We start from the raw sequence: 21,986 nt of genomic DNA, 5'->3' as shown, positions 1-21,986 counted from the left end.
CGACTCGATCGTGACATGGCGCTGGATGATCGCAATCGCAATCGCAATCGGCGCGATGCTGCTCGACGAAGAACAACAGCATCTCCGAATTCAATGACACTGATAAGACCAGCAAAGTACATAAGGAAGCCCTGTCATGGCGTTAGCAGTCGGCTCGATCGAGCGAGCCACGATCAAATATCCAGGACTGAATCTGCGCAGCACCAAGTTGATCGGCTGGGGGGCAGGACAGTTTTTCCGTGATTTCTATCCAGCCATCGCCCAGCAGTTGAACTTGCAGTACACCATCTGCCCGCGGCCGGAGAATCAGGGCACAACTGTCCATGGCCTGCCGGTCAGACCACCTTCGGCACTGGAGGAGGAATCGGTCGATGATGTGCTGATCGTCATCTTCTCCAATCACGCCGCAGAGGTGATGAACCAGATTGCAAAGGCACATGGCCGTTTCCGCACGGTACGTGCCGTCGAATACGGCCAGGGCAGCGTTGCACTGTTGCAGGAATTGCAGGATTTCTCGCGCCTGTTGCCCGAGCTGCAACTGTCGCGACAACTGACCAAGCCGGATACCGGCATCTTCGTGCAGGGGCTAGCGTTCGACTTTACGCCCCTGGTGCTGGCCTGGAATCGTCTGCGTTTCCCTTGGGCGTACCAGTGCATGGTGACCTGGGACCACCAACCAAGTGCGCTACTGGACCGCTGCAGGCCCTGGCTGGACAAGCTGATTCTGGTGCCTCAGCCGGACAACCTGGGCCTGCACTACCGCAATGCGGTGCTGCGTTCCGCACGTCTGGGCGTGGAGCATCTGGTCGAGCAAGGCATCGCGTTTGCGGTGCGTTGCCGTAGCGACAACGTGCTGACCGGCTCAACGCACGACGCCATCAATGTCCATTTCAGAGGCAAACGCAATCAAGGAAAAATCGCAATTTCTTTGGGAGCGGGGTTTCGAAACATCCCGTTCCTTTTCACCGAAAAAGCCATGCTTGGCAGGACGCAGGACATGCTGGCTTTGTGGTCGATGCCAGAGGATCCGCGACCGGCGAATTATGCGGACGACGAGTTTTCTCCAATGAACGAACTTGCACCCGATCGGCATTTTCAACAGCTGAGCCAATACGCCTTCGAATCGTCGTTGTGGAAGAGCTACGCACGCCAGCTCGGATTTCAGGCCGAGACCCTGGTCGACAGCTACCGTTTTGCAAAGTCCCGTCTGCTGGCATTGGAGCCACAGATGAGCTGGACGTCATTGAAGCTCGTGTCGTTGTTCAATGTAGCGCGCGACAACAGCTACGGTTTCTCGACGGACTTGTGGAACCGGCTGTTCACTGACACCGATGCGGTACTTGAGGCTGCCGAGGCAGTCAGCCGGCTGGAGCTCAACTCCACCGATTTTTGGCAAGGCAGAGTTGGCTGAGCCGCCCTCGCCACTCAACGCCATCGGTTGCCAGGAGGCTTCTATGACTTACGCCATCATCATCCCCGCGCGACGCGACTCTTCGCGCCTGCCCGGAAAACCGTTGATCGAGCTGGGCGGTGTGCCCATGATCGTGCGCACCTATCAACAGTGCGCCAAGGCGGCGCCGGCCGAGCAGATTCTGGTCGCCACCGACTGCGATGTGATTCAACGTACCTGCGAGCAGGCCGGCATCCGCACCCTGCTGACCTCCAGTGCCTGCCTGACCGGCACCGATCGCGTTGCCGAAGTTGCACAACAGCTCGACGTGGACACCTACATCAATGTGCAGGGTGACGATCCGCTATTCAATCCACAAGACCTACGCCTGCTGATAGACGCTGCGGCAGCAGCGCCGGGTGATGTGATCAACGGTTACTGCCCGGTCGCCAACATCGACGAGTTCCGCAATCCGAGCGTGCCCAAAGTGGTCGTTCGCCCGGATGGGCGTTTGCTGTACATGTCGCGCGCGGCAATCCCGGTCACCAAGCAAGGCGAGTTCCGGCACGCCTGGCGGCAGGTCTGCGCCTATGCGTTTCCCAGGCAGGCATTGCAGGCGTTTGCATCGGTGCCTTGCAAGACGCCCCTGGAAGAAATCGAGGATATCGAGATCCTGCGCTTTCTCGAACTCGGCTTCGAAGTGCGCATGGTGCAGATGAGCAACCAGTCGATCGCGGTGGATACGCCGGCTGATGTAGTGCGGGTGGAAGCAGCACTGCGCATGATGCAGCTCGGCGAGCAGAACGCGCCATGAGCCAGGATGAGACGTCCGACACGCAGCCCGGCATGCATTCGCCCATCTGCGGCACATCCGATCTCAGAAACCAGGCGCATGCCCAGGCGTATTCCCCACGTCGCTTCTTCGACCAGTTACTGAAGACCGACGCGCCGGTGGTGCTGGACGTGGGTGCGCATCGCGGCGAGTCGATCCAGCACTTCAAGTCGATCTATCCGGATTGCCAGATGTATTCGTTCGAGCCAGATCCGCAGAATTTTGCCGAGCTGGAAAAAGTGGCTGCACAGTTCGGCACGACCACCAGGTGCGTTGCATTGGGCGAGAAGGAAGAAGTCGGTCATTACTACCGGCAGAGCATCTCGCACCTGGGCGGGTTGCTGCCGATCAACGCGGATTCCACCGACTCGCTCGGCTATGCGCGACAGGCGACGAATGAGGAAATTGTGGTCAGCAAGACCACCCTCGACAATGCCTGCGTCTTGCTGGGGATCGCCCAGGTACATATTCTCAAGATCGATGTGCAGGGGTTCGAGCGACAGGTGCTGGAGGGTGCAACTGCGATCCTGCAGCACACCGACTGCGCAGTGATCGAGATCGGCCTTTACGATTTCTACGGCAAGACCAACAGCTTCGTCGACGTGGTCAACCTGATGCAGGCGGCCGGCTTTTCGTTGTGGGACATCGCCAAACTGTCGAAGAACCCCAAGAGCTTGCGTACCGATTGGATCGAGGTGGTGTATCGCAAAGACTCAGCACAACCGCGAGATCGTCCTCAGCCCTAAGGGCGACTGCGTGCCGCTGCCGGTCAGGTTGCCACCGCACCACCGACGGCACGCTTATTGCATGATCGGCTAGGTTGAACCCCACCCAGGTGCGCTATCTACTGGCGCACGATGGGCGCCCCGCCCTCCCCGTTCCGCGCCTTGGATCCACCTGTGACTGTTCAAGCCAATCGATCGCCGATGACGCCCAACGCCCTGGTCAGCATCGTCATGCCCGCCTACAAGCCGCGCTATGTCGCGCAGGCGCTGGACAGCGTGCTGGCGCAGACCTACACGGCGTTGGAACTGGTGATCTGCGACGACAATGGCGATGGCGCGATTGAGGCTGTGCTGGCGCCGCGCCTGGCGAGCGCTCCCTTCCCGATCCGCTACCACCGCAATCCGGCGCGACTGGGCGAACTCGGCAGCACCATCAAGGGCATCGGCCTGGCGCAAGGCGAATACGTCAAGTTCCTGCATGACGACGATGTGCTGCAGCCGGACTGCATTGCGCAGTTGGTGTCGGCGATGGAACGCAACCCCGGCACCGCGCTGGCGTCCTCGCGCCGGCTGCGGATCGACGATGACGGCGCCCCGTTGCCCGACATCCTGGCCACCAACTTTTCGTTCGGCGAGGACGTGCTGATCGACGGGCCGGAGCTGGTGTCGTTCCTGGCCGACCATGCCATCAACTTCATCGGCGAGCCGAGTTGCGTGCTTGCACGGCGCGCCGACCTGGTGGCGCTGGGCAATGAGCTGATGATGTTGAACGGCAAGGCCATCCACTGGGTCGGCGACCTGGCGATCTACGTCAAGCTGCTGCGTCACGGCAACCTGGCCTTGCTGTCCAGCCCGCTCACGCATTTTCGCGTGTCCAGCGTGCAGTTCAGTCAGGCCGGCCGCGATCAGGTCGGGGTCGGCGACCAGGGCCACGAAGATCTGCGCCAGGGCATCCGCCAGTTGGGCTGGCGGCGCGAGAGCGGCGACAACCGCCAAGTGCGCGTCGCCCCACTCAGCCCGCACAAGGCACGCGTGTTCAAGTCGGTGGATCTGGTCAATGCGTTGATGCAGAGCGCGGGGTTGGCCGAGCGCGTGTCGCCGTCCACCTGGTTGGGTGTGCGGCATCCGAGCATGGTCCAGCGCGGCTTGATCGATGCGCGCTTGCAGGCGCATGCGGGCGGCCCGCGGATCGCAGTAATGCTGATCGACGACACTGGCGACGCGGCAGCGGTGGCCGCAACCCAGGCCAGCCTGGCAGCGGTGGCGTGTTATCCGAATCAGCAGACCTGGGTGCTCAGCAGCTCCCCGCAGCAGGCCGCCGAGCACGGCGAGCGCGGTGTGCTGGTCGGCCCGGACGGGCTGGTGTCCACGCTCAACCGGACCATCGCCGCACAACAGTCCATCGACTGGGTACTGCTGGTCGAGGCCGGCAGCCTGTTCACCGCCAGCGGTCTGCTGGTCGTGGCGCTGGAGATGCTTGCGCTGCCGGACACGTGTCAGGCCATCTACGCCGATGAAGTGGTCGCGCTGGACGGTGGCCAGCTGGGGCTGGCGATGCGGCCGGCGCTGTATCTGGACATGCTGTTGAGCGCGCCGTCGACGATGTCGCGGCATTGGCTGTTCCGGCACTCCGCGCTGGTTGCCGATGGTGGTTTTCCGGCTGGAACGGGCGACGCCTTCGAACTGGATTACCAGCTGGGGCTGGTCGAACGCTACGGCCTGGCCTGCATCCAGCACATCGCCGAACCCTTGCTGGTGGCATCGGCCAGCACGCGGCTTGGCGACGAAGACGAGCAGCGCGCCATCAGCCGCCATCTTGCCGCGCGCGGATACGTGGACGCGGTGGTGAGCAGCATCGGCCCCGGCCGGCACGCGGTGGATTACCGCCATGCACAGCAGCCGCTGGTCAGCATTCTGGTGCTGGTGGATGGACGCCTGGCGCAGCTGCAGCGCTGCCTGGAAAACATGCTCGCCAACACCGGCTACCCGCATTACGAGCTGCTGTTGCTGGATCGCGGCGACAGCGCCGAGCCGGCGCTGCGCGACTGGCTGGCGGGCATCGACAACCTTGGCCTGCAGCAGATCCGCGTGCTGCGCTTCGACGGTGCGCCCTCGCGCGAGGCGGCCTGCAATGCGGCGGCCGGGCAGGCGCGCGGGGAGCTGCTGTTGTGGCTGGCAGCGGGCGCCGCGGCGATCAAGTCCGATTGGCTGGCGCAGCTGCTCAACCACGCGCTGCGCCCGGAGGTCAGCGCGGTGGCCGGCAAGCTGCTGCGCGGTGACGGCACCGTGCATCACGCCGGCTTGCTGCTGGGCCTGGGGGCACCGGCAGCACGCGCGTTCGAAGGTGCCGCGTTCGACGACTCCGGCTATCTGCAACGCCTGCAGCTGGATCAGAACTACAGCGCGCTCAGTGGCGAATGCCTGATGCTGCCGCGCCAGCTGTTCCTGGACGCCGGCGGCTTTGCGCAGGAGCCGGCGCTGGCGCAATGGAGCGATGTCGATCTGTGCCTGCGCCTGCAGCAGGCCGGCTATCTCAATGTCTACGCCGCGCGCGCGCAGCTGCTGATCGATCCTCCCGACGCAACGCCCGCCACTGCACTCGACGAAGAAGCGATGTATGCGCGCTGGCTACCGGTGATGGCCAACGACCCGGCCTACAACCCGGGCTTCTCGCTGGATCCCGGCGCCGGCTTCCAGCTGGCCGACCCGCGCGCCAGTTGGCGGCCATTGCAGTCGTGGCGACCGCTGCCGACGATGATCGCGCTGCCCGCCGATGTCGAAGGCTGCGGCCACTATCGGGTGATCCAGCCGCTGCGCGCCCTGCGCGAGGCCGGCATGGTCGAAGGCGTGCTGTTCAACGGCTATCTGGAGATCAGCGAGCTGGCGCGTCAGGATCCCGACGTGGTGATCCTGCAACGCCAGGTCGGCGAGCCGCGACTGGAAGCGATGCGGCGGATGCAGGCGCTGTCGCGCGCGTTCAAGGTCTATGAGCTGGACGACTATCTGCCCAACCTGCCGCTGAAGAACGCGCATCGCGAGCACATGCCCAAGGACATCCTCAAGACAGTGCGGCGTGGGCTGGGCATGGTGGACCGCTTCGTGGTGTCCACCCAGGCGCTGGCCGAGGCATTCGCCGGGTTGCACAGCGACATCCGCGTGGCCGAGAACCGCCTGCCGCCGCATTGGTGGGAACACCTGCCCGCGCGGTCCGACCGTAAGGAACGCCAGGGCGGCAAGCCGCGTATCGGCTGGGCCGGCGGCGCCAGCCACACCGGCGACCTGGAACTGATCGCCGATGTGGTGCGCGAGCTGGCCGACGAGGTCGATTGGGTGTTCATGGGGATGTATCCGTTCGCACTGCGCCAGCACATCCATCAGTTCCAGCCCGGCGTGCCGATCGACCACTACCCGGCCGCACTGGCGGCGCTGGATCTGGACCTGGCGCTGGCGCCGGTGGAACAAAACCTGTTCAACGAGTGCAAGAGCAATCTGCGCCTGCTGGAGTACGGCGCCTGCGGCTACCCGGTGATCGCCAGCGACGTGCGCTGCTACCAGGGCAGCCTGCCGGTGACCCTTGTGAAGAACCGCTACCGCGACTGGATCGGCGCGATCCGTGACCATCTTGCCGACCCGGCCGCTTCGGCAGCAAAAGGCGCGGCATTGCGTGACGTGGTGCGCCGCGACTGGATGTTGCGTGGCAGCAATCTGGACACCTGGCGGGCGGCCTGGTTGCCCGACTAGCGCGGGCACGCCGCTTCAGCGTTCTCCCGCTTGCGGTAGAACGGATGCCTGGCTGCATGTGACCTCTCGGTTGCACTGCCACTGGTCGCCTGCCGGCTCCCTTCCCCCGCGTGCGGGGGAAGGTGCCCGAAGGGCGGATGGGGGCGTGCGACCACACGCCAGCGCCGCGCGCTGCCGTACCTGCAGCCGGGTGGCAATTGGCGGTGTTGCCCTCATCCGGCGCTGCGCGCCACCTTCTCCCGCCCGCGGGAGAAGGGAAAGCATTGGCTGCGCGTGAGGGAAAACCTTGGCTGCGCGTGATCTGTCGGCGCACTGCAGCTGACCACCATCGGCTCCCTTCTCCCCGCTTGCGGGGGAAGGTGCCCGAAGGGCGGATGGGGGGCGGTATCGCTGCGACGTGCTTGTGACAGGCGCCCCAGGAACGCACCGCGCCGGAATCCCGGCGCAGTTTCGGCACGCCGCTTGCATTGGTGTGGATGCCTCCCTGGCTGACCGCACCCATGAGCGACTCCGTTACCTCCATCCTCTCGCAGATCCGCAGCTACCAGACGCAGATGGGCCAAGGCCCGATGGGTGCGGTGGGCGATGCGGCGCGCGGCAACCAGATCCAGGGGCTGGCCGGCACGCAGGGAACACCGGCCACCCAGGCCCCGAGCTTCAGCGAGACCTTGCGCGGCGCCATTGGCGGCGTGAACGAGGCCCAGCAGAAGTCCGGCGCCTTGGCCAAGGCCTTCGAAATGGGCGACCCCAGTGCCGATCTGGCACGGGTCATGGTCGCCTCCCAGCAGTCCCAGGTGGCCTTCCGCGCCACCGTGGAAGTCCGCAACCGTCTCGTCCAGGCTTATCAGGACGTCATGAACATGCCGCTGTAAGGGTTGACGACACATGGCACTCGCGATCACCAAAGAAAACATGAACCAGAACGCCGAAAAGGCGGGGCAATGGTTCGACCGTGTCCGCAGCCTGCAGATCACCCGCAAGCTGACCATGATGGCGATGATCGCCGTGGCGGTGGCGGCCGGTCTGGCGGTGTTCTTCTGGTCGCAGAAACCCGGTTACCAGTCGCTGTACACCGGCCTGGACGACAAGGGAAATGCCGAGGCGGCCGACCTGCTGCGCACCGCGCAGATCCCGTTCAAGATCGACCAGGACACCGGCGCCATCTCGGTGCCGCAGGACCGTCTGTACGACGCCCGCCTGAAGCTGGCCGGCTCCGGCCTGACCGGCAAGGAAACCGGCGGCGGCTTCGAGCTGATGGAAAAGGATCCGGGCTTCGGCGTCAGCCAGTTCGTCGAAAACGCCCGCTACCAGCACGCCCTGGAAACCGAATTGTCGCGCACCATCGGCACCCTGCGCCCGGTGCGCGAAGCCCGCGTGCACCTGGCCATTCCCAAGCCCAGCGCCTTCACCCGCCAGCGTGATGTGGCCAGCGCCTCGGTGGTGCTGGAGCTGCGCGGCGGCCAGGGCCTGGAACGCAACCAGGTCGACGCCATCGTCAACCTGGTCGCCTCCAGCATCCCGGACATGACCCCCGAGCGCGTCACCGTGGTCGACCAGAGCGGCCGCATGCTCTCCATCGCCGATCCCAACAGCGACGCCGCCCAGCACGCCGCCCAGTTCGAACAGGTGCGTCGCCAGGAAAGCTCCTACAACCAGCGTATCCGCGAGCTGCTCGAGCCGATGACCGGCCCGGGCCGGGTCAACCCGGAAGTCAGCGTGGACATGGACTTCTCGGTGGTTGAGGAAGCCCGCGAACTCTACAACGGCGAGCCGGCCAAGCTGCGCAGCGAGCAGGTCAGCGACACCAGCACCAGCGCCACCGGCCCGCAGGGCCCGCCGGGCGCCACCAGCAACAGCCCCGGCCAGCCGCCGGCGCCAGCCGCAAACGCCACTGCCGGCGCACCGGGCACCCCGGCCGCTGCCAATGGCCAGGCCGCCGCAGCGGCCGCGCCGACCGAAAGTTCCAAGAGCGCCACCCGCAATTACGAATTGGACCGGACCTTGCAACACACCCGCCAGCCGGCCGGCCGCATCAAGCGGGTGTCGGTGGCGGTGCTGCTGGACAACGTCCCGCGCCCCGGTGCCAAGGGCAAGATGGTCGAGCAGCCGCTGACGGCCGCCGAGCTGACCCGCATCGAGGGCCTGGTCAAGCAGGCGGTGGGCTTCGACGCGGCCCGTGGCGACACGGTGTCGGTGATGAACGCCCCGTTCGTGCGCGAAGCGGTGGCCGGCGAGGAAGGTCCGAAGTGGTGGGAAGACCCGCGCGTGCAGAACGGTCTGCGCCTGCTGGTCGGTGCGGTGGTGGTGCTGGCGCTGCTGTTCGGCGTGGTGCGCCCCACCCTGCGCCAGCTCACCGGCGTGACCGCGATCAAGGAAAAGCAGGCCAAGGGCGGCAACGATGGCACTCCGCAGAGCGCCGACGTGCGGATGGTCGACGATGACGACCTGATGCCGCGCCTGGAAGAGGACACCGCCCAGCTCGGTCAGGACCGCAAGACCCCGATCGCGCTGCCGGACGCCTACGAAGAACGCATGCGCCTCGCACGCGAAGCAGTCAAAGCCGATTCAAAACGTGTCGCACAAGTCGTGAAGGGATGGGTCGCCAGTGAAGCCTGATACACCACCGATGACCGGCGTACAACGCGCCGCCGTGCTGCTGCTGTCGCTCGGGGAAAGCGACGCCGCCGAAGTGCTCAAGCACATGGACCCCAAGGAGGTGCAGAAGATCGGCATCGCCATGGCCACCATGACCGGCATCTCGCGCGACCAGGTCGAGAAGGTCATGGACGAGTTCAACGGCGAACTGGCCGGTAAGACCTCGCTGGGCGTGGGCGCCGACGACTACATCCGCAACGTGCTGATCCAGGCGCTGGGCGCCGACAAGGCCGGTGGCCTGATCGACCGCATCCTGCTCGGCCGCAACACCACCGGCCTGGACACCCTGAAGTGGATGGACCCGCGCGCGGTGGCCGACCTGGTGCGCAACGAGCACCCGCAGATCATCGCCATCGTCATGGCGCATCTGGACAGCGACCAGGCCGCCGAGGCCCTGAAGCTGCTGCCCGAGCGCACCCGCGCCGACGTGCTGCTGCGCATCGCCACCCTGGACGGCATCCCGCCCAATGCGCTGAGCGAGCTCAACGACATCATGGAGCGCCAGTTTTCCGGCAACCAGAACCTCAAGTCGTCCAACGTGGGCGGCATCAAGGTGGCCGCCAACATCCTCAACTTCCTGGACACCGGCGCCGACCAGGGCGTGCTGGGCGAGATCGGCAAGATCGACGCCGACCTGGCCGGCAAGATCCAGGACCTGATGTTCGTGTTCGACAACCTGGTGGACCTGGACGACCGCGGCCTGCAGACGCTGCTGCGCGAAGTCTCCGGCGAGCGCCTGGGGCTGGCCCTGCGCGGCGCCGACGTCAAGGTGCGCGAGAAGATCACCCGCAACATGTCCCAGCGTGCGGCCGAGATCCTGCTCGAGGACATGGAAGCGCGCGGCCCGGTACGCCTGGCCGACGTGGAAGCGGCGCAGAAGGAAATTCTCACCATCGTCCGCCGCCTGGCTGACGAAGGCGCCATCAGCCTGGGCGGTGCCGGTGCGGAGGCGATGGTATGACCGACATCGTCACCCGCTGGCTGGCCCCCGACCTGCACCTGGAGCCGGCCCCGCCGGAGCCGGAATTCGACGAACCGGCGGTGTACGAGCCGGTGCTGCGTCCGCCGACCCTGGAAGAGATCCAGGCCATCGAAGACGCCGCCCAGCAGGAAGGCTTTGCGCGCGGGCATGCCGACGGCTTTGCCCAGGGCCAGTCGGAGGTGCGCCGCCTGACCGCGCAGATCGACGGCATTCTGGACAACTTCACCCGCCCGCTGGCGCGGCTGGAAAACGAAGTGGTCGGCGCGCTCGGCGAGCTGGCCGTGCGCATCGCCGGTTCGCTGGTCGGGCGAGCCTATCAGGCCGACCCGCAGCTGCTGGCCGAGCTGGTGCACGAGGCCATCGACGCAGTCGGCGGGGCCGGCCGCGAAGTGGAAGTGCGCCTGCACCCGGACGACATCACCGCGCTGCTGCCGCATCTGGCGCCCAGCAGCACCACCCGCGTGGCCCCGGACCTGAGCCTGAGCCGCGGCGACCTGCGCGTGCACGCCGAAAGCGTGCGCGTGGACGGAACACTGGATGCGCGCCTGCGGGCCGCGCTGGAGACGGTCATGCGTAAATCCGGAGCGGGCCTGTGAGCGACCTGTTGGGCACCACCCCGGCCCCGGCCGACTGGCTGGACGCGCGCAACCTGCGCCTGGCCACCCGCCTGGGCGGCCTCGGGCTGGAACCCACGGCCGGGCGCACCCTGATCCGCGAAGGCATCCTGCGTCGCGCGGTCGGCCTGACCCTGGAAGCCACCGGCTGCGAGGCGCCGATGGGCGCCACCTGCAAGGTCGAGGTCGACGGCGGCTGGGTCGATGCCGAAGTGGTCGGCTTCGCCGGCGAACGCACCTACCTGATGCCCAGCGCCGAACTGCATGGCCTGCTGCCGAACGCCCGCGTGGTGCCCTCGCGGCGCCGCGGCGGCGTGGAAGTGGGCGAAGGCCTGCTCGGCCGCGTCATCGACAGCGACGGCACCCCGCTGGACGGCAAGGGCCCGATCCGCGGCGAAGGCAGCGTCAGCATGGCCGGCGTGTCGATCAACCCGCTGGCGCGCGAGCCGATCACCACCTCATTGGATGTCGGCGTGCGCGCGATCAACGCGCTGCTGCCGATCGGCCGTGGCCAGCGTGTCGGCCTGTTCGCCGGCTCCGGTGTCGGTAAATCGACACTGCTGGGCATGATGACCCGCTTCACCTCGGCCGACGTGATCGTGGTCGGGCTGATCGGCGAACGTGGCCGCGAAGTGCGCGACTTCGTCGAAACCACCCTGGGCGAAGAAGGCCTGCGCCGCGCCGTGGTCGTGGCCGCCCCGGCCGACCGCCCGCCGTTGGCGCGCCTGCATGGCGCCTACCGCGCCACCGCCATTGCCGAATGGTTCCGCGACCAGGGCCTGAACGTGCTGCTGCTGATGGACTCGCTGACCCGTTTCGCCCAGGCGCAGCGCGAGATCGGCCTGTCGGTCGGCGAGCCGCCGACCACCCGCGGCTACCCGCCGTCGGTGTTCGCCAAATTGCCGGCGCTGGTCGAACGGGCCGGCAACGGCGCCAAGGGGCGCGGCTCGATCACCGCCTTCTACACCGTGCTGACCGAAGGCGACGACCCGCAGGACCCGATCGCCGACGCCGCGCGCGCCATTCTCGACGGCCACATCCTGCTCTCGCGCCGGGTTGCCGACAGCGGCCTGTACCCGGCCATCGACGTCGAATCATCGGTCAGCCGTGTGGTGCAGGACATCGCCGACGACACCTGGCGCCTGCGCATCCGCAAGCTCAAGCGGCTGCTGTCGGCCTACACCGCCAACCGCGACCTGATCGCCATTGGTGCCTACCAGCGCGGCAGCGATCCGGCCACCGACGAAGCATTGGCGCGCTGGCCGGAGATCGTCGAATTCCTCGGCCAGGACGTCCACCGGGCCGCCGACCTGCCCGACAGCCTATCCGCGTTGCAGCGGCTGGTCGAACCCGAGAACTAATCCATGATGCAATCCAAACGGATCGACCCGCTGCTGCGCCGCGCCCAGGAACAGGAAGACAAGGTGGCGCGCGACCTGGCCGAGCGTCAGCGCGCCCTGGACACCCACCAGTCGCGCCTGGAAGAGCTGCGCCGCTACGCCGAGGAATACGCCAACAGCCACATGGCCGGTACCAGTGCCGCTGCGCTGAGCAACCGCCGCGCCTTCCTGGACCGGCTCGACAGCGCGGTGCTGCAGCAGGCGCAGACGGTGGAAAACAACCGCAACAAGGTGGAAGCCGAGCGCACCCGGCTGCTGCTGGCCAGCCGCGAGAAGCAGGTGCTGGAACAGCTGGCCGCCAGCTACCGCGCACAGGAGAACAAGGTGATCGAACGCCGCGACCAGCGTGAGATGGACGACCTCGGCGCGCGTCGTTCGCGCCTGGCCCGCAGCGAAGATACCCACGGAGAATCCGCATGAATCCCTTGTCCGCCTTTGCAGCCGGCCTCGGCGCCCTCGCTAGCACCGGTAAGAAATCCAGCTACAGCGATCCCTCGTCCGAGCCAGACGCCGGCCAGGACCAGTTCGCGCGCATGCTCAACCCGGCCAACACGCCGAACCAGGCCCCGCCGCAGGCGCCCGAGCGCGTGCCGGCCAAGCAGGCCGCGCCCAAGCCCAGCCAGCCCGACAGGCAGCGCAGCGACGACGACCACGGCGACGATGCGCCCGGCGATGCCACCGCACGCCCGCGCGCGCAGGATGGCGATGCCAAGGCCGCCAAGGCCGGCGCCAAGGAACCGGCTGCCGCCGACGGCAGCAGCGCCGCCGGCTCCGCCAAGACCGGCAAGACCACAACCAACGACGAAGACGCGCCGGCCGACGCAGCCACCGCCACCGACACCGGCTGGCCACCGCCGGGCCTGGGCGGCTTCGGTATGGGCCTGCTGACGCAGGCACTGCCCGGTGGCGATGTACTCGCCGCCGCGGCCGCGGCACTGGCGGCCGGCGTGACCGCTGCCGCCGGCACCACGCCGACCGCAACCGCGCTGCCGACCGATGCAGCCGCATCCGCTGCACCCACGACCGCCGGCACCGCCCTGCCCGCGTTGGGCGCGCTGGCACCGGCTGCCGCCGCGGGCGCCAAGCCCACGTCCGTCACCGCCTTGAGCGGCGACGCCCAGACGGCCGCGCTGATGGGGATGGCGTCCAAGGCCCTGGAGCCGGGCGCCGACGACAGCGCCGGCCCGGCCGCGCCGGACGCCCCGGCGTTCGTGCTGCCGACCACCACCGCGACCGCGCTCGGCCGCCTGCAGGACCCGGCGCCGGTGTTCAGCGCCTCGCCAACCCCGACCCCGGACATGGGCAGCGACACCTTCGACGACGCCATCGGCGCGCGCATGAGCTGGCTCGCCGACCAGAAGATCGGCCATGCCCATATCAAGGTGACCCCGAACGAGATGGGCCCGGTCGAGGTGCGGCTGCATCTGGACGGCGACAAGGTCAACGCCAGCTTCAGCTCCGCCAATGCCGACGTGCGCCAGGCGCTGGAGCAGAGCCTGCCGCGCCTGCGCGAAATGCTCGGCCAGAACGGTTTCCAGCTCGGCCAGGCCGATGTCGGCCAGCAACAGCAGAGCCAGTCCGGCAACCGCAACGGTGGCGGCAGCGACGCCAACGGCCTCAGCCTGGACGACAGCCCACCCGTCGGAATTCCGTCGGTGGTGCTACGCCAGCGTGGATTGCTGGACGCCTACGCCTGAGCCCGCGCGCCGGGAACGTCCCGGCGCGGCCGAAAACCGCGTGTCGCCACGTGCCGGCACCGCCCACCCACCTTCGCAGCGCAAGGCTTGCGGGGGTTTTGTCGTTGAACCTGCACCTGCGCCAGGAAACCGTCGCATCATTGGCATGCCAATTGCATCCATTGGGTGAGCATTCCCCTGGAGCAGACTGTGGCAGCCGCTGAAAAACCCAAGAAGACCGAAGACAAAGACGACAAGGGCGACAAGAAGAAGGGTGGCAAGAAACTTCTGCTGATCGCCGTCGGGGTCGTGGTGCTGGCCGCGGCCGGCGGCGGCGCCTGGTTCTTCTTCGGCCACAAGGGCGAGGAGAAGGGCGGCAAGCACGACGCGCCCAAGGTGGCCGAGGTGCCCAAGCCGGCGCAGTACTTCCCGATGGACCCGGCGATCGTGGTCAACCTGGCCGACCCCGGCGACGGCCCGCAGTACCTGCAGGTCGAAGTGCAGCTGGTCACCCGCGACCCGGAAGACCTCAAGCTGATCACCGAAAACGCCCCGGCCATCCGCGCGCATCTGCTGATGCTGCTGTCGCAGGTCAAGGCCGCCGATGTGGCCGACCTAGTCGGCAAGCAGAAGCTGCAGAAGGCGGCCCTGGCCGAAGCGCAGAAGGTCATGACCGGCGAGACCGGCAAGAAGTGCGTCGAAGAACTGCTGTTCACCAGTTTCGTCACCCAGTAAGGCCTGCCCCATGAGCGTCAGCGATCTGCTTTCCCAGGACGAAATCGATGCCCTGCTGCATGGCGTGGATTCGGGTGCGGTCAACACCGAGCCGGAGCCGCTGCCCGGCGAGGCGCGCCAGTACGACCTGTCCAGCCAGGACCGCATCATCCGTGGCCGCATGCCGACCCTGGAGATGGTCAACGAGCGCTTCGCGCGGCTGTGGCGCATCGGCCTGTTCAACCTGATCCGGCGCTCTGCCGACCTGTCGGTGCGCGGCATCGACCTGGTCAAGTTCAACGAGTACATGCACTCGCTGTATGTGCCCACCAACCTCAACCTGATCCGCTTCAAGCCGCTGCGCGGCACCGGCCTGATCGTGTTCGAACCCACGCTGGTGTTCACCGTGGTGGACAACTTCTTCGGCGGCGACGGCCGTTACCACACCCGTATCGAAGGCCGTGAATTCACCGCCACCGAGATGCGCGTGGTGCAGCTGATGCTCAAGCAGACCTTCGCCGACCTTAAGGAAGCCTGGGCGCCGGTGATGGAAGTGGACTTCGAGTACATCAACTCGGAGATCAACCCGCATTTCGCCAACATCGTCACCCCGCGCGAGTACGTGGTGGTGTGCCGCTTCCATGTCGAACTGGAAGGCGGCGGCGGCGAGATCCACATCACCCTGCCGTATTCGATGCTGGAGCCGATCCGCGAACTGCTCGATGCCGGCATCCAGAGCGACCGCAACGACCGCGACGACTCCTGGAACGTGATGCTGCGCGAGCAGCTGGACACCGCCGAGGTGACCCTGTCCAGCGTGCTGGCCAGCAAGCGCATGAGCCTGCGCCAGCTCACCGGCCTGAAGGTCGGCGACATCCTGCCGATCGACCTGCCCGCACAGGTGCCGCTGTGCGTGGAAGACATCCCGTTGTTCACCGGCGAATTCGGCGTTTCCAATGGCAACAACGCCGTCAAGATCACCGCCGTACGCCCGCCCGGCGTGCAAGCCCCACGCGCCGTTCCCTCCCAGGACTCCAGCAAATGATCAACTCCGACACCCTCGACGCCGCGCCCGCCACCTTCGACAGCCTGCAGGCCGAGCACGACAACAATGCCACCGACCTCAACCTGGACGTCATCCTGGACGTGCCGGTGACGCTGTCGCTGGAAGTGGGCCGCGCGCGCATCCCGATCCGCAACCTGCTGCAGCTCAACCAGGGTTCGGTGGTGGAGCTGGAGCGCGGCGCCGGCGAACCGCTGGACGTGTACGTCAACGGCACCCTGATCGCGCATGGCGAAGTGGTGGTCATCAACGACCGCTTCGGCATCCGCCTGACCGACGTGGTCAGCCCCAGCGAACGGATCCGGAGGCTGCGGTGATCGGCCTGCTGGCCGCTGCCGCGCCGGTCGCGGCCAAGGCCACCCAGGTCGGCGCGCAGGCGCCGTCCTCGCCCAGCCTGTTTGGCGCGGTCTTTGCATTGCTGCTGGTGCTCGCGCTGATCGTCGGCCTGGGCTGGTTGCTCAAGCGCATGCCCGGCAGCGGTTTCCGCAATACCGAGGGCCTGCGCGTGGTGACCAGCCTGGCGGTGGGTGCCAAGGAACGCGTGGTGGTGGTGGAGGTCAACGGCCAGCAATTGCTGCTGGGCGTCACCGCCGGCGGCATCAACACCTTGCACACCCTGTCCGAACCGCTGCCGCCCGCGCCCGCCCCCACCCTGCCCAACTTCAAGCAACTTCCCAATTTCGCCCAGCTGCTGGCACAGAAGCTGCGCAAGGACCCGTGACATGTTGAGTCGTTGGAATCGCTGGGGGCGTAGCCTCCGCCTGGTGCTGATCCTGCTGGTGATGAGCTGCCCGCTGCTGGCCGCGGCCACGCCTGCCGCATTGCCGGCCATGGCCCAGGCCGCCGCTCCCGCCGCAGCGCCGGCGGCCGCTCCGGCCGGCGCCAATCAGCTGCCGTCGTTGCCCAATGTCAGCGTCGGCCGCATCGGCGACCAGCCGGTGAGCCTGCCGCTGCAGACCCTGCTGCTGATGACGGCAATCACCCTGCTGCCGTCGATGCTGCTGGTGCTGACCGCCTTCACCCGCATCACCATCGTGCTGGGCCTGCTGCGCCAGGCACTGGGCACCGGCCAGACCCCGTCCAATCAGGTGCTGCTGGGGCTGTCGATGTTCCTGACCGCGCTGGTGATGATGCCGGTGTGGCAGAAGATGTGGGGCGCCGGGCTGTCGCCGTACCTCAACAACCAGATCGATTTCCAGACTGCCTGGACGCTGACCACCCAGCCGCTGCGCGCCTTCATGCTGGCGCAGATCCGCGAGACCGACCTGATGACCTTCGCCGGCATGGCCGGCGACGGCAAGTACGCCGGCCCGGACGCGGTGCCGTTCCCGGTGCTGGTGGCCTCGTTCGTGACCAGCGAGCTGAAGACCGCGTTCGAGATCGGCTTTCTGATCTTCATTCCGTTCGTGATCATCGATCTGGTGGTCGCCAGCGTGCTGATGTCGATGGGCATGATGATGCTGTCGCCGATGCTGATCTCGGCACCGTTCAAGATCCTGCTGTTCATCCTGGTGGACGGTTGGGTGCTGGTGGTCGGCACGTTGGCGGCGAGCTTCAACGCGTCGTAGCCGCGCGGTTGCACACGCGCCGCCTGCCGGCGTGTCCACCCGGTTTGCCAGCGTCGGTGTGCAGTCCCAAGGCCGAGCCGCAAACGCCGACGCAACCGCAGAGCAAACAACGACCGCGATAGCCAGTGCAGCCAATAGCGGCCGAAGCGCACAGCTGCGCAATGCCCCAGCCGAACCACCCAACACGCGTGGCTTCGCCTCGCACCCTCACTCCAACCCCTCTCCCGCTGGAGAGGGGCGAGCTTCTGCAGACCGCACCTTCGTCAGCCCATACCCGTCGCACAGCTCAAATCTCCTCCCGATTCCCGATTCCCGACTCCCCAATCCCCAATCCCCAATCCCATCCTTTGGCACCCCACTTGCATCACCACACCCATGAGCCCTGAAATCGCCCTGACCGAATTGCGTGGTGGCCTGGTCACCGTCCTGTGGATTGCCGGACCGATGTTGCTGGCGGTGCTGGTCGTTGGTGTCGTGATCGGTGTGGTGCAGGCCGCCACCCAGTTGAACGAGCCGACCATCGCCTTCGTGGCCAAGGCGGTCGCGCTGACGGCCACCTTGTTCGCCACCGGCAGCATGCTGCTGGGGCATCTGGTGGAGTTCACCATTGCGCTGTTCCAGCGCATTCCGCATCTGATCGGTTAGCGGACCAGCGCGGATGGATGCTGCCACCCAGATGGTGATCGACGGCCAGCGCGCGTTCGCGATGGTCGGGGCGATCATGTGGACGATGCTGCGCACCGGTGCGTTGCTGACCGCGATGCCGTTGATCGGCACGCGCGCGGTACCGGGACGGGTGCGGGTGATGCTGGCCGGCACCTTGTCGATGGTGCTGGCGCCGCTGCTGCCGCCGGTGCCGGACTGGGACGGATTCACCGCGCAGGCGGTGCTCAGCGTCGCCCGTGAGCTGGCGGTGGGCGCCAGCATGGGCTTCATGCTCAAGCTGATCTTCGAGGCCGGCGCGATGGCCGGCGAGCTGGTGTCGCAGTCCACCGGCCTGTCGTTCGCGCAGATGTCCGACCCGCTGCGCGGGGTGACCTCCGGGGTGATCGCGCAGTGGTTCTACCTGGGATTCGGCTTGCTGTTCTTCGCGGCCAACGGCCATCTTGCGGTGATCGCGCTGCTGGTGGACAGCTACAAGGCCCTGCCGATCGGCACCGCCATCCCCGACGCCGCCGCATTCGCGGAGGTGGCGCCCACCCTGTTCCTGCAGATCCTGCGCGGCGGGCTCACCCTGGCATTGCCGATGATGGTGGCGATGCTGGCGGTCAACCTGGCCTTCGGTGCGCTGGCCAAGGCCGCGCCGGCGTTGAACCCGATGCAGCTGGGCCTGCCGTTGACGGTGTTGCTGGGGCTGTTCCTGCTGTCCAGCTTCGCCAGCGAATTCGCCCCGCCCGTGCAGCGCATGTTCGATACCGCCTTCGACGCCGCCAGGGAATTGACCGCCTAGCGGGCACATCCGTAACTGTGAACTGCCTCAAGTTTCGCCCTGGCCAGCCGTCAACGCCACAGGACGATTGACACCGCCAGTCGCCATCACTCACCCCACGCCAACGCCCGCGGGAACCGATGCCCAACGTGTCTGCGCTGTTCGCTCCGATTGCGTCACGAGGCGGCCACTGGTGGGCCCGGGCCTGCGTCTGGATGCTGGGGCTGGTGGTGTGCGGGCACGCCCAGGCACAGACCTACAGCTTCCGCGACTACGCCCAGGCCGACGGCCTGCAGGGCATGACCGTCAACAGCCTGCTCGAAGACCGCCAGGGCGTGGTCTGGGTGGGCACCGAGCTGGCCCTGCACCGCTTCGAGCGCGAGAGCTTCATACCGGTCGGCCAGGAAAGCGGCCTGGATGCGCGCTACATCCGTGCACTGGCGCTGGATGCGGCAGGACGGCTCTGGGTGGCCAGTGCCAACGGCGTGTTCGTCCGCGACGGCGGTGCATTCGTGCAACTCCTGCATGACGGCAAACCGATCCGCGCCGACAGCGGCAACGTGCTGGCCGCCTACGCCGACGGCATGGTGGTGGTCAGCGAGAACGCCTTGCTGCGCCTGTCGCCGGAGCGCGCGGGCGGCTGGTCGGTGCGCCCGCTGCCGTTGCAGCTGGCCGATGGCACCTCCCTGCCCGCCGGCAAGGCACTGCTGGCCGATGGCACGGCGCTATGGACCAGCTGCGGACAGCACGTCTGCCGGATCGACGCGAACGGGCGCAGCGAGCTGCTCGGGCAAGCCGACGGTGTGCCGGAGCGGCAGTGGCGGGCGATCTTCCGCGACCACCAGGGCACCGTGTGGCTGCGTGGCGGTGGCCTGGTGCTGGCGCGTGCGCCGGGCGAGCGCGTATTCCGCAGTCATGCGGCACCGGCAGGCACCAGCTTCGACACGCTCTCGGCGGCCACCACCCTGTCCGAAGACGCACAGGGCCGCCTGCTGACGCGTTCCGATCGCGGCCTGGTGCGCTGGGAAGGCGATCACTGGCGTTATTTCGGCCATGACCAGGGGCTGCCGATCAGCCCGATGGTCGGCCCGCTGATGATGCAAAGCACCGGCCAGCTGTGGATCGGCACCCGCGGCCTGGGCGTACAGCGCTGGCTGGGCTACGGCAACATCGAGCACTGGGACGAGCAGCAGGGGCTGGCGGAAGCGCCGACCTGGATGATCCAGCGCCTGCCCAGCGGGGAACTGCTGGTCGGCGGCGACGCCGGCTCCAACGTGCTGGATCCGCGCAGCGGGCGCATGCAACCCTGGACGCTGGACGACGGGCAGCCGCTGCTGCAGTCGATCTCCATGGCGCTCTCGCCGGCAGACGGCGCGGCCTGGGTGGCGCGCTCATCCGGCGCACTGGCGCGGCGCGATCCGCACAGCGGCAGGACCGTCGACGTGCTGCAACTGGGCCTGCCGATCAACAAGCTGCTGTTCGACGCCACCGGCACCTTGTGGATCACCACGCCGCGCGGCCTGTATCACATGCCGCCGGGCGCGCCGTATCAGGCCACCCGCGATGCGGGCGTGCCGGCTGCGTTCATAGGCGATGTCGATCTCGATCCCCGGGGCCGGCTCTGGGCCAGTACCCGCGAGGGGCTGTACAACCGGCGGGCGGACGGCACCTGGCAACGCGTGCAGGTGCGTGGCGCGCTGCCCAGCCAGGATTTCTTCCTGATCGATTTTGCCCCCGATGGCGAGCTGTGGATCTCGCTGCGCGATACCGGGCTGTGGCATGGCCGCCTGCAGGCCGATGGCGTGCTGGCGCTGCGCGCGGTCGACGACCCGCTGGTGGCGCGGGTGATGCCGTTCATCCTGCGCCACGACCGCAAGGGCCGGCTGTGGCTGGGCAGCAGCCAGGGCCTGGACATGCTGGAAAACGGCCACTGGTCGCGGGCCACGCGCACCGAGGGCCTGCTGTGGGACGACATGTCGGCCAATGCATTCTTCGAGGACGTGGATGGCAGCATCTGGCTCGGCAGCAGTCGCGGCGCCACCCATCTGATCGATCCGTTGCGCGTGTTCGCCGCACCGCCATTGCGCGCGGACATCCTGCGCGTGCGGCGTGGCAACCAGGCGATCACCGCAGGGACACAGGTCGATTGGTCGCAGGTGCCGCTGGATGTGGACATCAGCGCACCCGGCGCCGAAGGCGGCCCGGACCGCATCGGCTTCCGCTACCGGGTGGAGGGCCACCAGGCGCGCTGGACCACGACCTCGCTGAGCCACCTCACCTATCCCCTGCTGCCACCCGGGGCCTACACGCTGGAAGTACAGGCGCTGGATGCCTACCAGCGCAGCGCCAGCCCGGTGGCGCGGCTGCCTTTCGTGCTGCGCCCACCGTGGTGGCGCGGCGCACCGGCAATGGCCGGCTACGTGCTGCTGGGCATTGCGGCGGTGATCGCGTTGCTGCGCTGGCGCACGCGCAAGCTGCTGCGACGCAAGCGCGAGCTGGAGCAGCTGGTGGCCGAGCGCACCGCCGAGCTGGAGCAGGACAAGCGCGAGCTGGAAGCGGCGCGCGCCGAACTCGCGCTCAAGGCCACCCACGACGAATTGACCGGGTTGCTCAACCGCGCCGGCATCCTGCACGCGCTGCGCGGCATGCTGGCCCATGCCGATACCAGCGCGCAGCCGCTGGCGGTGGCACTGATCGACCTGGACCACTTCAAGCTGGTCAACGACCTGCATGGCCACCTGGCCGGGGATGCGGTGCTGGCCGAGGTCGGCCGGCGCCTGGATACGCTGGTGCGCGGCGACGACCGCATCGGCCGCTACGGCGGCGAGGAATTGCTGGCGCTGCTGCCGGGGCTCGGTGCCGAGGCCAGCCATCGCCTGCAGGCGCTGCATCGCGGCATCTGCGGCGACTACCCCATCGATGGCGGCGTCTTGCCGGTGACCTGTTTGGTGGGCGTGGCCTGGTTCCGGCCGGGCGAAACCCTGGAACAACTGCTGGCCCGGGCCGACGCCGCGCTCTATCGCGCCAAGCGCAGTGGACGCAACCGCATCGATTACGACCAGGTGGCCTACCACGCGGCGGCCAACGGCTGAACCTGCATTGCCACGCAAGCTGAAAAGCAGCGCCAATGCTGCGATCTGCAAACCGGCAGGGGCACGCAGCGCCTTACCGACGCATCGCCGACAACGCCATGTCTG

19 protein-coding genes are annotated in these 21,986 nt (G+C 67.3%); all 19 read left to right on the top strand.

Annotated elements, in window-relative coordinates; genetic code table 11:
• Positions 1-136 precede the first annotated feature (136 nt).
• The gene (locus EO139_RS08595; protein ID WP_126970241.1) at positions 137-1,411 is read left to right on the top strand and encodes a hypothetical protein; all 1,275 of its coding nucleotides are present in this window, start codon (positions 137-139) and stop codon (positions 1,409-1,411) included.
• On the top strand, positions 1,341-2,204 hold the full coding sequence (locus EO139_RS08590) for a 3-deoxy-manno-octulosonate cytidylyltransferase (protein ID WP_241235939.1): 864 nt from the start codon (positions 1,341-1,343) through the stop codon (positions 2,202-2,204). The genes EO139_RS08595 and EO139_RS08590 overlap by 71 nt, the downstream gene beginning before the upstream one ends.
• Positions 2,201-2,968 carry an FkbM family methyltransferase gene (locus EO139_RS08585; protein ID WP_126970239.1) on the top strand — a complete coding sequence of 256 codons (768 nt, stop codon included), beginning with the start codon at positions 2,201-2,203 and terminating at the stop codon, positions 2,966-2,968. The genes EO139_RS08590 and EO139_RS08585 overlap by 4 nt, the downstream gene beginning before the upstream one ends.
• 210 nt (positions 2,969-3,178) lie before the next feature.
• A complete protein-coding gene (locus EO139_RS08580) occupies positions 3,179-6,688 on the top strand; it encodes a glycosyltransferase (protein WP_126970482.1) in 3,510 nt (1,169 codons plus the stop codon).
• A 500-nt stretch (positions 6,689-7,188) separates the two neighbouring features.
• On the top strand, positions 7,189-7,560 hold the full coding sequence (gene fliE, locus EO139_RS08575) for a flagellar hook-basal body complex protein FliE (RefSeq protein WP_006449786.1): 372 nt from the start codon (positions 7,189-7,191) through the stop codon (positions 7,558-7,560).
• Positions 7,561-7,573: 13 nt separating this feature from the next.
• On the top strand, positions 7,574-9,304 hold the full coding sequence (gene fliF / locus EO139_RS08570) for a flagellar basal-body MS-ring/collar protein FliF (protein WP_104582701.1): 1,731 nt from the start codon (positions 7,574-7,576) through the stop codon (positions 9,302-9,304).
• A 10-nt stretch (positions 9,305-9,314) separates the two neighbouring features.
• The gene (fliG, locus tag EO139_RS08565; RefSeq protein WP_016904678.1) at positions 9,315-10,304 is read left to right on the top strand and encodes a flagellar motor switch protein FliG; all 990 of its coding nucleotides are present in this window, start codon (positions 9,315-9,317) and stop codon (positions 10,302-10,304) included.
• A complete protein-coding gene (locus EO139_RS08560; RefSeq protein ID WP_104582702.1) occupies positions 10,301-10,921 on the top strand; it encodes a FliH/SctL family protein in 621 nt (206 codons plus the stop codon). Before fliG ends, EO139_RS08560 begins: the two co-directional genes overlap by 4 nt.
• Positions 10,918-12,300 (top strand): flagellar protein export ATPase FliI, encoded by a 1,383-nt coding sequence (gene fliI, locus EO139_RS08555; protein ID WP_104648693.1) that lies wholly within the window; start codon positions 10,918-10,920, stop codon positions 12,298-12,300. Before EO139_RS08560 ends, fliI begins: the two co-directional genes overlap by 4 nt.
• Positions 12,301-12,303: 3 nt before the next feature.
• Complete coding sequence (fliJ, locus tag EO139_RS08550; RefSeq protein ID WP_104582704.1) at positions 12,304-12,759, top strand: flagellar export protein FliJ; 456 nt, start codon at positions 12,304-12,306, stop codon at positions 12,757-12,759.
• Positions 12,756-14,036, top strand: coding sequence for a flagellar hook-length control protein FliK (locus EO139_RS08545; RefSeq protein WP_126970236.1), 1,281 nt, complete (start codon positions 12,756-12,758; stop codon positions 14,034-14,036). Before fliJ ends, EO139_RS08545 begins: the two co-directional genes overlap by 4 nt.
• 165 nt (positions 14,037-14,201) lie before the next feature.
• Positions 14,202-14,750, top strand: a complete 549-nt coding sequence (locus EO139_RS08540) for a flagellar basal body-associated FliL family protein (protein WP_180496968.1) — start codon at positions 14,202-14,204, stop codon at positions 14,748-14,750.
• A gap of 10 nt (positions 14,751-14,760) precedes the next feature.
• Entirely contained in the window at positions 14,761-15,774 is a 1,014-nt protein-coding gene (gene fliM / locus EO139_RS08535; protein ID WP_104582707.1) for a flagellar motor switch protein FliM, read from the top strand.
• Positions 15,771-16,109, top strand: a complete 339-nt coding sequence (fliN, locus tag EO139_RS08530) for a flagellar motor switch protein FliN (protein ID WP_104648690.1) — start codon at positions 15,771-15,773, stop codon at positions 16,107-16,109. Before fliM ends, fliN begins: the two co-directional genes overlap by 4 nt.
• Complete coding sequence (fliO, locus tag EO139_RS08525; RefSeq protein ID WP_104582709.1) at positions 16,106-16,513, top strand: flagellar biosynthetic protein FliO; 408 nt, start codon at positions 16,106-16,108, stop codon at positions 16,511-16,513. Before fliN ends, fliO begins: the two co-directional genes overlap by 4 nt.
• A gap of 1 nt (position 16,514) precedes the next feature.
• A complete protein-coding gene (gene fliP / locus EO139_RS08520; RefSeq protein ID WP_039521458.1) occupies positions 16,515-17,360 on the top strand; it encodes a flagellar type III secretion system pore protein FliP in 846 nt (281 codons plus the stop codon).
• 375 nt (positions 17,361-17,735) lie between these two features.
• The gene (locus EO139_RS08515; RefSeq protein ID WP_005917968.1) at positions 17,736-18,005 is read left to right on the top strand and encodes a flagellar biosynthetic protein FliQ; all 270 of its coding nucleotides are present in this window, start codon (positions 17,736-17,738) and stop codon (positions 18,003-18,005) included.
• Between the two features lie 13 nt (positions 18,006-18,018).
• Positions 18,019-18,810, top strand: coding sequence for a flagellar biosynthetic protein FliR (gene fliR, locus EO139_RS08510; RefSeq protein ID WP_053051291.1), 792 nt, complete (start codon positions 18,019-18,021; stop codon positions 18,808-18,810).
• Positions 18,811-18,929: 119 nt separating this feature from the next.
• Positions 18,930-21,881 carry a ligand-binding sensor domain-containing diguanylate cyclase gene (locus EO139_RS08505; protein ID WP_164739793.1) on the top strand — a complete coding sequence of 984 codons (2,952 nt, stop codon included), beginning with the start codon at positions 18,930-18,932 and terminating at the stop codon, positions 21,879-21,881.
• The last annotated feature ends 105 nt before the right edge of the window (positions 21,882-21,986 follow it).

It is taken from the genome of Xanthomonas sp. BRIP62411 (genome assembly GCF_003993525.1).
GTDB lineage: Bacteria > Pseudomonadota > Gammaproteobacteria > Xanthomonadales > Xanthomonadaceae > Xanthomonas > Xanthomonas euroxanthea.
This window is presented reverse-complemented; position numbering and strand designations above follow the sequence as displayed.

What these genes read in the sequence shown, in the direction of transcription:
- fliG (WP_016904678.1), top strand. Translation starts at nt 9,315, where the DNA reads ATGACCGGCGTACAACGCGCCGCCGTGCTGCTGCTGTCGCTCGGGGAA.
- EO139_RS08560 (WP_104582702.1), top strand. Translation starts at nt 10,301, where the DNA reads ATGACCGACATCGTCACCCGCTGGCTGGCCCCCGACCTGCACCTGGAG.
- fliR (WP_053051291.1), top strand. Translation starts at nt 18,019, where the DNA reads ATGGATGCTGCCACCCAGATGGTGATCGACGGCCAGCGCGCGTTCGCG.
- fliM (WP_104582707.1), top strand. Translation starts at nt 14,761, where the DNA reads ATGAGCGTCAGCGATCTGCTTTCCCAGGACGAAATCGATGCCCTGCTG.
- EO139_RS08595 (WP_126970241.1), top strand. Translation starts at nt 137, where the DNA reads ATGGCGTTAGCAGTCGGCTCGATCGAGCGAGCCACGATCAAATATCCA.
- EO139_RS08505 (WP_164739793.1), top strand. Translation starts at nt 18,930, where the DNA reads ATGCCCAACGTGTCTGCGCTGTTCGCTCCGATTGCGTCACGAGGCGGC.
- fliF (WP_104582701.1), top strand. Translation starts at nt 7,574, where the DNA reads ATGGCACTCGCGATCACCAAAGAAAACATGAACCAGAACGCCGAAAAG.
- fliP (WP_039521458.1), top strand. Translation starts at nt 16,515, where the DNA reads ATGTTGAGTCGTTGGAATCGCTGGGGGCGTAGCCTCCGCCTGGTGCTG.
- fliE (WP_006449786.1), top strand. Translation starts at nt 7,189, where the DNA reads ATGAGCGACTCCGTTACCTCCATCCTCTCGCAGATCCGCAGCTACCAG.
- EO139_RS08580 (WP_126970482.1), top strand. Translation starts at nt 3,179, where the DNA reads ATGCCCGCCTACAAGCCGCGCTATGTCGCGCAGGCGCTGGACAGCGTG.
- EO139_RS08515 (WP_005917968.1), top strand. Translation starts at nt 17,736, where the DNA reads ATGAGCCCTGAAATCGCCCTGACCGAATTGCGTGGTGGCCTGGTCACC.
- fliJ (WP_104582704.1), top strand. Translation starts at nt 12,304, where the DNA reads ATGATGCAATCCAAACGGATCGACCCGCTGCTGCGCCGCGCCCAGGAA.
- EO139_RS08585 (WP_126970239.1), top strand. Translation starts at nt 2,201, where the DNA reads ATGAGCCAGGATGAGACGTCCGACACGCAGCCCGGCATGCATTCGCCC.
- EO139_RS08545 (WP_126970236.1), top strand. Translation starts at nt 12,756, where the DNA reads ATGAATCCCTTGTCCGCCTTTGCAGCCGGCCTCGGCGCCCTCGCTAGC.
- fliN (WP_104648690.1), top strand. Translation starts at nt 15,771, where the DNA reads ATGATCAACTCCGACACCCTCGACGCCGCGCCCGCCACCTTCGACAGC.